Source organism: Xanthomonas sp. A1809, from assembly GCF_017746015.1.
GTDB lineage: Bacteria > Pseudomonadota > Gammaproteobacteria > Xanthomonadales > Xanthomonadaceae > Xanthomonas > Xanthomonas euvesicatoria.
This window is the reverse complement of the sequence record NZ_JAGHWZ010000005.1, coordinates 507,299-521,154: the sequence shown is the minus strand read 5'-3', so window position 1 is coordinate 521,154 and position 13,856 is coordinate 507,299. Positions and strand designations below refer to the sequence as shown.

Here is a 13,856-nt window from a genome sequence, read left to right as displayed (position 1 = left end):
AATGCGGTGAACGCGTCCCCGTCAGGTCGCGCCAAGGATGGACGCCACCGTATGTCTCCGCTCCCGCGCTGGGCCAGATCGCCCCGCCTCTGGGCGCCACTGCGCAGCCGTGCGCTCTGGCGCATGGTGTTGGCGCTGTGCGGCTGCCTGCTGCTCACCGTGGTCGTGCTGCGCAAGCCGCTGGCCGATTGGCTGTGGCCGGACACGCGCATCCAGCAATTGTTGCAGCGGGGCGATGCGGCCCTGGCGCGCGGCCAGCTCAGCGCTGCCAATGGCAGTGGTGCGCGCGAACTGTTCGCCGCCGCGCTTGCACTGGACAGCGACCGTGGGGAAGCCCGTACCGGGCTGGCGCGGACCGGCGCTGCTGCGGTAGTGCAGGCACGTGCAGCGGTTGCAGCAGGCGATGCCGCAGGAGCGCAGCGCGCGCTGGCGCTGGCCACCGCCCTGGAGACGCCGCAGGCGCAGATCGCCCCGGTTGCGGCGCGGCTGCGCGCGCTGCAGGCGCGTCGGGTCGGGCTGGATGCCTTGCTGGCGCAGGCCGCGCTCGCGCAGCAGCAGGGTCGCCTGGACGGCACGCCGGAGAGTGCGTTGCCGCTCTATCAACGCATCCTGACCCTGGCGCCCGACCGCACCGACGCACTGGAAGGCCGCGAGGACGCCCTGACCGATCTGTTGGCGCAGGCACGCCACGCACTGGCGCGCGATGCGCTCGGCGAGGCGTCGGCGTTGCTGGCCGCGGCCAAACGTTACGACCCCGGGCATGTCGACATGCCGCTGACCGAAGGCCAGTACCACCGCCTGCTGGAACAGCGACGTCAGCGCGCGCAGGCCTTGCTGCGACGTGGCCGCCTGGCCCCGGCTGCGCGCGATTTCAACGCGGTGCTGGCCGCCGAACCGGACGATGCAATCGCCCAGCGCGGCCGCGATCAGGTCGCGGACGAGTACGCCGCACAGGCCAGCCGGCAGGCGGCGGATTTCCACTTCGACGATGCGCTGCAATCCCTGCGTCAGGCGCAGCTCCTGGTGCCCGGCGCCGCATCGATCGTGCAGGCCGAGCAAGCGATTGCGCGCGCGCGCGACGCCCAGCGCGGCCCGGACGCGAGCCTGTCGCGGGGCACGCGCGAGCGCCGCCTGCGGGCATTGCTGCAGCGCGTTGCCGATGCCGAAGCGCAGCAACGCTGGATGACACCGCCTGGCGCCAGCGCCTATGACGCCGTGCGTGCCGCGCAGGCGCTGGCGCCACGCGATCCGCGTGTGCTGCAGGCCGCGGCGCGCGTGGTACCGGCCAGCCAACGTTGTTTCGAGGACGAACTGCGCAACAACCGCCTGCGCGCCGCGCGCGGGTGCCTGGATGCCTGGCAGGCGCTGACGCCCAATGCCGATGCATTGGCCGGTGCGCGACGCCGCCTTGCACAGCGCTGGGTGGCGGTCGGGAGCGAACGGCTGGGCCAGGAGGACGCAGCCTTCGCCCGCCGTGCGCAGGACGAGGCGCATCAGCTGGATCCGGGTTTGCCGGAACTTGCCGAATTCACGCGACGGGTCAAGGCGGTGGCCGAACAGCGGTGAGCAGTTGCTGGTGATGTGGGTAACGTGGAAGCCCGCCGAGCGTGTGTCGTCCCAAGGTCTCAGGCCCGTGTTGCATCAGGTACAGGCACAGTCCCACGCTCCAAGCCCCCCTATTTGCATCAGATGCAATGCGTGCTGCAGACGCAGGTGAACCAAGCTGTGCAGCCTTTCAACCGGTACGCGATCAAGCTGCGATGCACACTCCCTTCTCCACCGGGAGAAGATGCCGCGAGGGGCAGATGAGGGTGCGAGCGCAGCAGCGTGATGCGGCGCGAGCGGATCAATCGCCCATCATTGCGTGTACTGCGGCGTTTGGTGATGCAAACGATTCAGACGCCAATCCCTAGCCACCTGCTCACCCCGCAATGAACAACTCGCGCACCGTCGCCCGTGCTGCGTCCAGCGAAAAATGTTCGGCCACGTTGCGCAAGCCGTTGTCGGCCAGGCGTTGCCACAGTGCTGCGTCCTGATACAGCCGCACGATTGCAGCGGCGAAGGCGTCCGCATCGTCGGCGACGCACACATCCTCGCCGTCGCGCAAGTGCATGCCTTCCACCGCGCAGGTGGTGCCGACCACCGGCTGGCCGTGCGCCATGCTCAGATTGATCTTGCCTTTCACGCCCGCGCCAAAACGCAGCGGTGCCACTGCGATACGCGCACTGTCCATGAACGGAACCAGATCCGGGACATGACCATGCAACTGCACGCCGGGGCACTCATCGGCCAGCAATTTCAGGGCGTCAGGCAGGTCGGCACCGATGCAGTGGAAGAGCACCTCGGGCAGCTGCGCACGGACCTGCGGAAAGATGGCGCTGATGAACCATTGCACCGCATCCACATTCGGCGGATGACGAAAGCCGCCGACGAAGACCAGGTCGCGGCGTTGCGCAAAGCGATGGCCGCTGCCGGCGACTTCATGCAGGTTGGACAGCAGCGCGGTGCGGATGTGCGGCGCATCTGCGCGCAGTTGCGCCTGTTCTGCGGCCGACACCAGCACGGTGACATCGGTGGCCGCCATGATCTCCAGCTCGCGCAGGCGGGTGCGTTCTGCGCTGCGCAGCAGATTGGCATCGCGGGCCAGCTCGGCACCGCGGCGTTCGCGCAGGTAATGCAGGTCGACGGTGTCGAACAAGGTGCGCGCCTGAGGCGCGTATTGCCTGAGCAATGGCAGGCAGGCATGCGCCACGTGGTGGCGTACCAGCAGCACCACCGCAAACCGCGCACCATGGCTGCGCAGCCAGCTGCCGATGCCTTCGAGAAACGGCGCGTACCAGACTTCGACACCGAGTTGCTGCAATGCCTGGGTGTGGCGCCCGGCGTGTTCGCGGCGTGTCGGCACGAAGACGACATGCGCGCCTTCCTCGCGCAGCAGGCGGATCAGGTTGAACTGCCGCAGCGAGCCTGAGTCGCGGTCCGGCTGCGGCACGCACTCGTCCAGGATCAACACCTGTCGCTGGTGGCGGTGCAGCAGCGCAGGCCCGGGCACGGTGCCGACCGGCAACTGCGTTTTCAGCGACTGCTGCCATTTTTCGGCGAAGACGCCCTGATTGCGCACCTGGTAGGCCTTCACCCCGGTACGCGTATCGGTGCCGTTGCTGGTGCCCTCGTCATGCACCACCACGCTGGCCGGCTGCACCAGCACCTGATATCCGGCCGCGCGGACGGCAAACGCCAGATCGGTGTCTTCGTAATACGCCGGCATGTAGCGCCGGTCCAGCCCGCCCAGTGTCTGCAACAGCGCGCGCGGCAGCGCGATGGCCGCGCCCGAGCAGTAGTCCATCGCGCGGACATATGCATAGCGCGGGTCCTCGGACGATTCGAAGCGGCCGTAGCTCCAGGCGCTGCCATCGGCGAAGACCACGCCGCCGGATTCCTGCAGGCGCCCGTCCGGATACACCAGTTGCGCGCCGACCAGACCGGCGGCCGGATACCGGGCAAAGGTGTCGATCAACTGGTCCAGCCAGCCAGGTTGCGGAATGGTGTCGTTGTTGAGCAGCACCACGAACTCGCCGCGCGCCAGCGCGATGCCGTCGTTGCAGGCCGCGATGAAACCGCCGTTGCTCGCACGCACGTGGTAGTGCAGGCCGGCGATCTGCGGCAACTGTTCAGCGGTGGCGTCGCTGCTGCCGTCGTCCACGACGATGATGTCCACACTCAGCAGCGGCGGATGCGCCGCCAGCGCGCGCAGGCAGGCCAGGGTGTGCGCAATGTGGTTGTAGACCGGAATCACCACCGTCACCCGCGGGGTCGCGCTGTGCGGCAGTGCGAACGCCGCAAATGGGGCGGCCTGCGGCAGCCACAGCGGCGTGCCCAGGGCGACCGGAGGCGCCTGTGTGTGTACGCGAATGCGCTGCCAGGTGGCGCGCCAGCCGCGCGTGCGCATGCTGGCCACGCTGCGGTGGATCAGGCCGAGGACGCGATTGAACAGATAGCGCGCATCGGCCAAAGACATCGACATTGCGTTGGAACTCCAGCGTGGTATGGCAGTGAACGGTGCGAGCAGCGCGCGGGTCGAGGCAATCGTTGCATCTGCCCGCGCAGTGTACGAACCATGCCTGCTGCTGCCGAGAACACGTCGCGCTTGGCGAAGCGGCGTCGGGCGTTTTGTTAGCCGCTCTTAACGGCCGACGGGGCCGGCAGGTCACAGCCATGACAGCGCTGCTAGACTCGCCGGACTCTAAATTCTCGCATTCCTGTGCCCCGACGCCACGACAACGACGCTCCCGACGATTTCGAGGACGACACCAACGCGCAAGGCTCCCGCTGGCAACGCAGACTCATCGTCTGGGGATTTGCCGCGTTCGCGCTGGCGCTCGGTTTCCTGATTCCCTATACGATGTATCTGAACAAGCAGGTCACCCAGCGCTTTGGCGAACTGCGTTGGCAGATCCCGACCCGCGTATACGGCCGACCGCTGGTGCTCGTGCCGGGCAACGCACTGGATGCGGCCACCCTGAAGACCGAACTGGACGCGGCATCGTACCGCGACGACGGTCAGGCGAAGCTGGCCGGCACCTATCAGCAGGACGGCAGCCGCTTCACCATCGCCAGCCGCGGCTACATCGATGTGGATGGACGCGTGCCGGCGCGCCGTATCGAAGTCAGCCTGGCCGGTGGGCGCGTGGCCAGCCTGCGCGACGCCGGCGACCGCAAGGCGCTCAAAAGCGCACGCCTGGACCCGGCGCGCATCGCCACCCTGTACGGCCAGAAGCAGGAAGAGCGCCGCCTGGTGCGCATGGAAGAAGTGCCCGAGCTGCTGGTCACCGGCCTGCAGGCAGTGGAAGACCGCGACTTCAACAGCCACCACGGCATCGACCTGAGCGGCATGGTGCGCGCGGCCTGGATCATGGCCCGCTCCGGCGGGCAGGTCCGCCAGGGCGCCAGCACCCTGACCCAGCAGCTGGCCCGCAGCGGCCTGCTCGGCATCGGCAAGGAACAGACGCTCACGCGCAAGTTCAACGAGATCCTGTATGCGGTGATCATGGAGGCGCGCTACGACAAGCGCACCATCCTGGAGGCCTATCTCAACCAGGTCTATCTGGGCCAGCGCGGCGGCCAGGCGATCCACGGCGTGTCCTCGGGCGCAGAGCTGTGGTTCGGCCGCGACCTCAATTCGATGACCACCGAGCAGATCGCATTGTTGATCGGGCTGGTCAAGGGGCCCTCGTACTACGACCCGCGGCGTAACCCGGAACGCGCGCTGGACCGGCGCAATTTCGTGCTCGGCAAGCTGCACGAAAACAACCTGATCAACGACGCCGAATACAAGCGCGCACTGGCTGCGCCGTTGGGCGTGCCGACCGAGCCCGGCCTGGTCGCCGCCAACCGCTTCCCGGCGTACGTGGACCTGGTGCGACGCCAGCTGGCGCACGACTATCCGGAAGGCGTGCTGCAGGGCGCCGGCATGAGCGTACTCACCGGCATGTCGCCGTCTGCGCAGGCATATGCCGAAGGTGCAGTGACCGGCACCATCAAGCGGCTGGACAACAAGAAGCGACCGCCGCTGCAGGCGGGATTGGTGCTCACCGACGTGCACAACGGCGATGTGCTGGCCGTGGTCGGCAGCCGCGATGTGGCCAAGCCGGGTTTCAATCGTGCGTTGGAAGCGCAGCGGCAGGTGGGCTCGTTGCTCAAGCCGTTCGTCTACATGCTGGCCTTGGCCTCGCCGGACCGCTGGGCGCTGTCCAGTTGGGTCGACGACTCGCCGGTGACCGTGCAGCTCAGCCGCGGCAAGACCTGGTCGCCGGGCAATTCCGACAATCGCAGCCACGGCACGGTGCGCCTGGTCGATGCGCTGGCGCATTCCTACAACCAGGCCACGGTGCGGGTGGGCATGCAGGTCGGCGCGGACCGCATCGCGCAGCTGATCCAGGTCTTGGCCGGTATCAAGGCCGAGCCCAATCCGGCGCTGATCCTGGGTACCACCGACCAGAGCCCGTATGGCATGGCGCAGCTGTACCAATTCCTGGCAGCCGGCGGCGAGATCCAGCCACTGCATGCGGTGCGCGGTGTGCTCGACCCGCAAGGCAAGCTGCTCAAGCGCTACGACAAGACCCCGGCCCCGGCCCAGGAAGGCGACTCGGTGGCCGCCAACCTCATCAGCATCGGCCTGCAGCAGGTGGTCAGCGGCGGCACCGCGCGGCAGTTGCTGAGCGATGGCCTGGGGCGCCTGTCGTCGGCCGGCAAGACCGGCACCTCCAACGACGGTCGCGACAGCTGGTATGCCGGCTACACCGGCGACCATCTGGCGGTGATCTGGATGGGCAACGACCAGAACGCAGAGACCGGCCTGTATGGCGCCACCGGCGCGATGCGGGTGTGGTCGAGCATCTTTGCCCGCCTGCCGAGTGCGCCATTGAAAGTCAGTGGGAAAGGCCTGGATTGGCAGTGGGTGGACGCCAGCGGCACCGGCGTGACCGACCCGGGCTGCCCGGGCGCGCGCCAGTTCCCGTTCGTGGTCGGCTTCACGCCGCCCTACGCGCCGTGCGCGGGCAATGCGCCGTCGATCGAAGCTGCGCCCAGCGAAGCGGCCGCTCCTGCCGAACAATCCAGCGGCGGCGGCTGGCGCCGCTTCTTCGGCCTGGAAAAGAAGCCCGAAGACCCTGCCGCCGCCCCCGCCGCGGCTCCACCCACGCGTTGATTGGAATGACCCCATGAACCGACTGCACCGTTTGCTCGCCCTGATCGGCGTCCTGGCCGCACTCACTGCCTGCATCAGCGCACCGCCCGCGCCGCCGCCGACCCCGGTGGACCCGACCACTCCGACCCAGCGGCTGTTGCTGATCGAACGTGAGGCCGGCGCAGACGACACCGAACTGTCGGTGCAGCCGCTGCGCGACCCGCAGGTGGATGACTTGCGCGACACCGCCAAGAGCAAACGCCAGGCCGGCGATCTGGCCGGCGCCGCTGCGGCCCTGGATCAGGCGCTGGGCCTGGTGTCGGGCGACCCGGCGATTCTGCAGGAACGTGCCGAAGTGTCCGTGCTGCAGGCCGACTGGCCGGCGGCCGAACGCTTCGCCAAGCAGGCGATCGACCTGGGGTCCAGGACCGGGCCGTTGTGCCGTCGGCATTGGGCGACCATCGAGCAGTCGCGTCTGGCGCGTGGCGAAAAGGAAAACGCGGCCTCTGCCAAGGCGCAGATTGCCGGTTGCACCGTGCCAGGCGTGAAGCGGTACTGAGGCCGGCGATCGGAGCGACTGCGCACGCCGCAAGGCGGGCGCGGTGGATGCCTGGTGTGGCCGTGTCGTCGCGCGCTTTGGATGCCCGAGCACGTCGCGGCCAAGCTGACGAGGTACTCCTGGCTGCGTGGTGCGGTTTCAGCAAGCACAGGCAGGGCGCCCGACGGTTGCTGGCGCAGCCGTAGGGATGTGCGCACAAGCCCAACCCAGGCAGCGTCATCGCGCACGCGCTAGGCTGTCGTGCTTCCTGCCCGCTTTTCGTTCGCTCCCATGTCCCAACTTGCCACTGCCAGCATCGAAGCGCTCAGCGAGGGCGGAGCGCTTGCGCGCCAGCTTGACGCGTTCGCGCCACGCGCTGCGCAGTTGCGGCTGACTGGAGCCATCGCCGAAGCGTTCGAACAACGCGATGTGCTGCTGGCAGAGGCCGGCACCGGCACCGGCAAGACTTACGCCTACCTGGTGCCGGCCCTGCTGTCCGGGCTCAAGACCATCGTCTCCACCGGCACGCGCGCGCTGCAGGATCAGCTGTTCCATCGCGACCTGCCGCGCGTGCGCGCAGCGCTGGGCGTGGGGCTGCGCAGTGCGTTGTTGAAGGGGCGCGCCAACTACCTGTGCAAGTACCGCACCCAGCAGGCGCGTGGCGAACCGCGCTTTGCCACGCCCGAACAGGTCTCGCAGTTCCAGCGCATCGTGGCCTGGAGCGGGCGCACCCAGTTCGGCGACATGGCCGAGCTGGAAGCCTTGCCCGACGACTCGCCGCTGCTGCCGATGGTGACCTCCACCGTCGACAACTGCCTGGGCACCGACTGCCCGTTCTACAGCGAATGCTTCGTGGTGCAGGCGCGCCAGCGTGCCCAGGCGGCCGATCTGGTGGTGGTCAATCACCACCTGCTGCTGGCCGATCTGGCGCTCAAACAGGAAGGTTTCGGCGAAATCCTGCCCGGTGCGCAGGCCTTCGTCATCGACGAGGCACATCAGTTGCCGGAACTGGCGGCCAATTTCTTCGGCGAAAGTTTCGGCATGCGGCCATGGCAGGAGCTGGCGCGCGACTGCATGGTCGAAGCGCGCCTGGTGGCCGGCGCGCAGGCCAGCCTGCAGGCACCGATCCTGGCGCTGGACGAAGCCTTGCGCAGCCTGCGTGCCGGCATGGAAGGGCTGCCGCCGCGCGGCACGCAATGGCGTGCGCTGGCCAAGCCGCAGGTGCGCGAAGGGTTCGACGCCGTGCTGTCGTCGCTGGCACGGTTGGGTGAATCCCTGCTGCCGTTGCGTGAGGCCTCACCGGGTTTCGACAGCTGCACGGCACGTGCGCAAGAAGCGTTGAACCGCCTGTCGCGCTGGCTCGGCGAAGACCTGCCGGTGGCCGATTTCGCGCAGGATCCGCCGGAAGAGGTGGTCGACAACGATGTGCTCTGGTACGAACTCAGCCCGCGCGGCTTCCGTTGCCAGCGCACGCCGCTGGATGTATCCGGCCCGCTGCGCGAACACCGCGAAAAATCGCAGGCGGCCTGGGTATTCACCTCGGCCACGCTGGCGGTGGGCGGCGAGTTCGACCACATCGCGCAGCGGCTGGGCTTGAGCGATCCGGTGACATTGCTGCAACCCAGCCCCTTCGATTGGGCGCGCCAGGCCTTGTGCTACCTGCCGCCGAACCTGCCCGATCCGGCCTCACGCGGGTTCGGCACTGCCTTGATCGGCGCGCTGACGCCGGTGCTGGAAGCCTCCAACGGCCGTGCGTTCTTGCTGTTTGCCTCGCACCGCGCGCTGCGTGAAGCCGCCGAAGCCTTGCGCGGCGCGCCGTGGCCGTTGTTCGTGCAGGGCGAGGCGCCGCGCGCGACCTTGCTGCAGCGCTTCCGCGATTCCGGCAATGGCGTGCTGCTGGGCTCGGCCAGTTTCCGCGAGGGCGTGGACGTGGTGGGCGATGCCTTGAGCGTGGTCGTAATCGACAAGCTGCCATTCGCCGCACCCGACGACCCGGTGTTCGAAGCGCGCCTGGATGCGATCCGTCGCGAGGGTGGCAACCCATTCCGCGACGAGCAGTTGCCGCAGGCGGTGATCGCGCTCAAGCAGGGCGTGGGCCGGCTGATTCGCAGCGAAACCGACCGCGGCGTGCTGGTGCTGTGCGACCCACGGCTGGTGAACAAGAGCTACGGCCGCACCTTCATGAAATCGCTGCCGCCGTTTGCGCGCACGCATGCCATTGCCGATGTGCAGGCGTTTTTCGCGCCGGAACCGGGGGGCCGGGACCGGGCACCCGGGTAAAGGCGTGCGAACCGCTTCCGGCACCCGGGTGGGCGTCGTTGCCGGTTGGTTGGCGGGTGTGCAGCGGTTGTCATCCCAGGTCCGTGCCGGCCACTCGGATCGATCAGTTAAACTTTGCGCCCTCCCGGGTCCCCAGTCCCGGGTCCCCGGTCCCGGCTCCCCCAATGAACGTCCTCGCCTTCGAGACATCCACCGAAGCCTGTTCCGTCGCCTTGCAGGTCGACGGGCGCGTGATCGAGCGCTTCGAACTGGCGCCGCGCCGCCACGCCGAACTGGCGCTACCGTGGGCCGAACAATTGCTGGCCGAGGCAGGCATCACCCGTCGCCAGCTCGATGCGATTGCGGTCGGCCGCGGCCCCGGCGCGTTCACCGGCGTGCGTCTGGCGATCGGCATTGCGCAGGGCATCGCGCTGGCGCTGGATCTGCCGGTGCTGGCCGTTTCCACGCTGCAGGTGCTGGCCTTGCGTGCGCCTGCCGAGGCGAGCCAGGTGCTGGCCTGCATCGATGCACGCATGGGCGAGGTCTACGCCGGGGTATTCGCGCGTAACGAGAATGGGTTGCTGGAACTTGCCCCGGAGCGCGTGTGCACGCCCGATGCGGTGGTCATGCCCGAGACGGTGCAGCGCGTGGCTGGGGTGGGAACCGGATTTGCGGCCGCCGACGGACTGCTGCAGCAGCGCCTAGCCGCGCAGCTGAGCAGCGTCGATGCCAGCGCCTTGCCGCATGCCGCCGATCTGCTCACGCTTGCGGTGCCCGCGCTGCAGCGGGGCGAAGGGCTGGCGCCAGAGCGCGTGGAACCGGCGTACCTGCGCGACAACGTTGCACTCACCCTGGTCGAGCAGCAGGCCGCCCGCGCAGCGAAGGCGGCCACCGCCGCGCCATGACACACGGCGATCTCGAACGCGCGCGGTTTCGCGGCTGTCTGCTCGGTCTGGCGGTCGGCGATGCGCTGGGCACCACGCTGGAATTCCAGGCGCCCGGCAGCTTCACGCTGATCGACGACATGCACGGCGGTGGTCCGTTCGCCCTGCGTGCAGGGCAGTGGACCGACGACACCTCGATGGCGCTGTGCCTGGCGCACAGCCTGCTGCATCGGCAAGGCTTCGACCCCGCCGACCAGATGAATCGCTATTGCAACTGGTATCAGCACGGCTACCTCAGCAGCACCGGCCACTGTTTCGATATCGGCAACACCGTCCGCCAGGCGCTGGAGCGCTATCTCGATGGCGGCCCCGCCTAGAGCGTGTCATCCACTTTGAGATGAGTGCGAAGCGGCCTGTGGCGCGTTGAAACAAGGCGTGCGCTGCGGCCCAGGCTGGCTGCCTGGGCAAAGCGCGCAACGCAGTATCGGCGCGCCACAGGCCACTTCCCGGAGGGTTGGCCGTCAGCGGCACGGAGCGGGCGCCGCGCGGCTTGCCTTGGCGGCCAGCCAAGCCGGCGCCACGCAACACCCGCTCCGCACCGCTGACGACCAACGCACCTCATCTCAAAGTGGATGACGTGCTCTAGCGGCAGCGCCGATCCGCGCGCGGCCGGCAATGGATCCCTGATGCGGTTGGCGCCGGTGGCGATGTACTACGCGCATCGCCCCGACGAGCTGGGCGATCGTGCCGCCGACAGCTCGCGCACCACCCATGCCGCCGCCGAGGCCCTGGACGCCTGCCGGTTGTTCGCGGCCCAGGTGCGGGCCGCCTTGCTGGGCGCAACGCGCGAGCAGGTGCTGCGCACGTCTTGCGACGGAATGGTCTCCCCGGCGGTGCATGTCCTGGCCGCGCGCGACCATTTCGCGGTGCGCCTCTGGCACGAATCTCATATCACATGCCAAGTTCTCCAGCACAGGCAGCGCTACCGGATCAGGGAGGTGGCCGACATGTTCGGCCAAGATCACGGCAGCCTCCATGCGTTCGGACTGCGCTAGCGTTCGCAGGCGTTCCACGTACATTGCGTAGGCACGCAGGCGCGGGCCGCGACCCTCACCGTCCCGATATGGGAGATTCCTGATCATGCGCAAGGCAACGCGCAGACGCGCGGCGCTATCAACGTAACCGACATCGGCAACTGGGTCGTAGTGCGGGTGCTCGGTGAGGAATGTCTGCATTCCTTCGCGGACGTCAGCGGCCATCTGCCGTGACGTTGCACCAAGTCGCGCCATGCTTCTTGTTGACAGTCGACTCACGACTTGTTGGCGCAGTTCGGGCGGCATTGCAGAGAGTCCGTCGAAGACCGCGGCTGGATTGTTTTGCGACGGCTGCGCATCGGGCAATGGTCCGCGTGGCGGCGTCCGGGACGTCGTCGGCGTCTCGTCGCTGCGGCTGGTAGATGCGGCAGCGTGCGGCAAACCGGCTCTGTTAATAGGCATCTTGAATCTCCTGAGCGTGGCGACAGCAGCGAACGTCATTACGATGCGCGTGCCTGAGGCCTACGCGACCCTCAGGCACATCGACGCCTCACCTCTGAATCATAGTGCCTGTATGCATGCACAGGCCGGACATCAGCAGGCCAATGCGATGCCGCCCAGTGGCGTGTCCGAGTGCAGCATGGGACTGCTTACACCCTCGCCTACCAGAACCGCAAACCTGGCGCACGTTTGGAAATCAGCTTTTCAAGTATTTCATCGCACCAATTCCTGAATTCGACCGATCGTGGCAAGATGGTGTCAGCTCTCTCACGGATTGCGAGGAGCACCGACCGGTGCCTTGCCGGATCGAGAGATTTTGCCTGTTCTGACAATTGCCAAGCCGCCTCAAAGCGCTTTTCAATAGGTAATTGCGACAGTCCGTCGGTCAAACGCATCAGGACCGAGGCGGTGATTTCATGCGATGCCATACGTTCTTGCTTGGACATTCCATCGCAATAAAACTTGGAGCAGGCATTCACCAAGGACTGATGAGCATCAAGGCGCATCTGCGCAAAAGGCAGGTTAATCGACAACTCGGCAAGATGCGGCAACACATCTCGTCCGTTCATCGACGACGCAAGCTTTTTAGCAACTGCCTTGTAACTGTCCCTCAAATTCTCACCCTCCTTCAAAATGGCCTGGTGATAGAGAATCGCCACCGCGCGCGCGCGCGGCCCTGGTTGCTGTGCAGCCACTTCAACGATCACATTCATGCACTCCGGTAGTGGCAGGCGAGTCAGTGCCAGCACCAGCAAGCGCGCGTGAGGAGATAGCGCCCCCAGTCCCGTCTTCTCGGCCTGCTCCATCACCTCCGGCGCCACTTGGTCGTGGGCAGCCAGGGGACTTTGCAATACCGCACGTAACGCCGCCTCGCATTCGGGCAAATTAACGAGTGACTCGGCCAAGTACTCCAATGCACGCAACCCAGACTGCGCGGGAAGTGCGTTGATGTGCGCCAACAAGGTCGTGAACGCCCGACCGCGCTCGGACGCTGTCAGAGGCGCTCCGGGCTGCCCTCCGGGCAAGCGGCTCAATTGAAATATGAAGGGCTCCAGCACAGCCCGCCCTGCTTGCCCGGGAAGTTTGTCGCGATGCGCGAACAACGTCGTGAACGCTTCGCCACGCTCGGATTCCGGCAGGTTCCAGATGCAGTAAGCCAGATCGAAATATGCGCGCGCGCGCGCACTGCACCCCTCATCGCCCACAGACGGCAGGTGCTCCACCAGTTGCATGGCGGCATGCAAGCGCTCAAGACTTCTGACTTCACCGAAATCGGCGATTGGGTTGTAGTCGGGATTTGCCGCCAGGAACCCTTGCAATTTCTCCCGTGCCATCGCCGCTTTCTCAGGCGAGGCTGAGCCAAGGTTTTCCATGCGCTTGAGCCTCAATTTCCTATCACCCGTTTGACGCGCATCAGCACAGAGCGGTGCCATCACTCGGGCGATGTTGTGTATAGGAAATACACTATCGACGTCACTCGAATCGGCGATTGGGTTGCGGCGTGCGGCTGGTGCCTGCAGGGTGTGCGTACGTTCACCGATCTCAGCGGCCATCCGCCGCGAGGTTGATCCGAGCCGCGCCTTGCTTCTATGGTCCAATCGACCCACGATGTTCTGGCGAAGCGTGGGCGGCAGTGCGGAGAGTCTGTCAAAGACCGGGGACCGCTTGTTTTCTACGAAGTGCGGATTCGGCAATTGGGTGCTGGCCTGCGCCTGGGAAGGCTGCCCCTCCTCCGTGTGGCTGGTGGACGCCACAGCGTGCGATAGGCCTGTACTGGTAATCGGCATCTCGGGTCTCCTGAAGGTGCGCCGCGGGGCGGCAGCGGGCTGGATGTTTCGCTTAGCGTTCGCCAAAGCGAGGCCTGTCTGCAGGTACAGTCAGAAGGCGCGTTCGCCCACGCGAACACGACGGCATGCGTACCCAGGCTGCGTAAGCCGACATCTACAGGACGCCCT

The 13,856-nt window shown here is 67.0% G+C and carries 7 protein-coding genes and 2 pseudogenes; 7 read left to right on the top strand and 2 right to left on the bottom strand.

Annotation, left to right across the window (positions count from 1 at the left end; all coding sequences use genetic code 11):
* Nucleotides 1-123: 123 nt before the first annotated feature.
* Nucleotides 124-1,566 carry a hypothetical protein gene (locus J7396_RS08590; protein ID WP_057680659.1) on the top strand — a complete coding sequence of 481 codons (1,443 nt, stop codon included), beginning with the start codon at nucleotides 124-126 and terminating at the stop codon, nucleotides 1,564-1,566.
* A 355-nt stretch (nucleotides 1,567-1,921) separates the two neighbouring features.
* On the opposite strand, the gene J7396_RS08585 is transcribed toward J7396_RS08590, so the two are convergent.
* Nucleotides 1,922-4,024: a glycosyltransferase gene (locus tag J7396_RS08585; RefSeq protein ID WP_209261301.1), complete on the bottom strand. Its 2,103-nt coding sequence runs from the start codon at nucleotides 4,022-4,024 to the stop codon at nucleotides 1,922-1,924.
* 237 nt (nucleotides 4,025-4,261) lie between these two features.
* On the opposite strand from J7396_RS08585, the gene mrcB reads away from it, so the two are divergent.
* The 6 genes and pseudogenes from mrcB to J7396_RS08555 form a co-directional block, all read left to right on the top strand.
* Nucleotides 4,262-6,706 carry a penicillin-binding protein 1B gene (mrcB, locus tag J7396_RS08580; protein WP_209261300.1) on the top strand — a complete coding sequence of 815 codons (2,445 nt, stop codon included), beginning with the start codon at nucleotides 4,262-4,264 and terminating at the stop codon, nucleotides 6,704-6,706.
* Nucleotides 6,707-6,719: 13 nt separating this feature from the next.
* Nucleotides 6,720-7,244: a hypothetical protein gene (locus J7396_RS08575; protein ID WP_008575203.1), complete on the top strand. Its 525-nt coding sequence runs from the start codon at nucleotides 6,720-6,722 to the stop codon at nucleotides 7,242-7,244.
* A 270-nt stretch (nucleotides 7,245-7,514) separates the two neighbouring features.
* Nucleotides 7,515-9,503 (top strand): ATP-dependent DNA helicase, encoded by a 1,989-nt coding sequence (locus tag J7396_RS08570; RefSeq protein ID WP_209261299.1) that lies wholly within the window; start codon nucleotides 7,515-7,517, stop codon nucleotides 9,501-9,503.
* A gap of 164 nt (nucleotides 9,504-9,667) precedes the next feature.
* The gene (tsaB, locus tag J7396_RS08565) at nucleotides 9,668-10,387 is read left to right on the top strand and encodes a tRNA (adenosine(37)-N6)-threonylcarbamoyltransferase complex dimerization subunit type 1 TsaB (RefSeq protein WP_008575199.1); all 720 of its coding nucleotides are present in this window, start codon (nucleotides 9,668-9,670) and stop codon (nucleotides 10,385-10,387) included.
* A pseudogene (locus J7396_RS08560) lies at nucleotides 10,384-10,740 on the top strand (ADP-ribosylglycohydrolase family protein); the annotation flags it as partial. The gene tsaB and the pseudogene J7396_RS08560, both read left to right, overlap by 4 nt.
* Before the next feature lie 270 nt (nucleotides 10,741-11,010).
* Nucleotides 11,011-11,295 (top strand): annotated as a pseudogene (locus J7396_RS08555) (ADP-ribosylglycohydrolase family protein); the annotation flags it as partial.
* A gap of 767 nt (nucleotides 11,296-12,062) precedes the next feature.
* On the opposite strand, the gene J7396_RS08550 reads toward J7396_RS08555, so the two are convergent.
* Nucleotides 12,063-13,688 (bottom strand): hypothetical protein, encoded by a 1,626-nt coding sequence (locus J7396_RS08550; RefSeq protein ID WP_057680665.1) that lies wholly within the window; start codon nucleotides 13,686-13,688, stop codon nucleotides 12,063-12,065.
* Nucleotides 13,689-13,856 lie beyond the last annotated feature (168 nt).

Excerpts from the sequence above, each read along its gene's own strand:
- J7396_RS08590 (WP_057680659.1), top strand. The coding sequence starts at position 124 with ATGGTGTTGGCGCTGTGCGGCTGCCTGCTGCTCACCGTGGTCGTGCTG.
- J7396_RS08585 (WP_209261301.1), bottom strand. The coding sequence starts at position 4,024 with ATGTCGATGTCTTTGGCCGATGCGCGCTATCTGTTCAATCGCGTCCTC.
- J7396_RS08575 (WP_008575203.1), top strand. The coding sequence starts at position 6,720 with ATGAACCGACTGCACCGTTTGCTCGCCCTGATCGGCGTCCTGGCCGCA.
- J7396_RS08570 (WP_209261299.1), top strand. The coding sequence starts at position 7,515 with ATGTCCCAACTTGCCACTGCCAGCATCGAAGCGCTCAGCGAGGGCGGA.
- tsaB (WP_008575199.1), top strand. The coding sequence starts at position 9,668 with ATGAACGTCCTCGCCTTCGAGACATCCACCGAAGCCTGTTCCGTCGCC.
- J7396_RS08550 (WP_057680665.1), bottom strand. The coding sequence starts at position 13,688 with ATGCCGATTACCAGTACAGGCCTATCGCACGCTGTGGCGTCCACCAGC.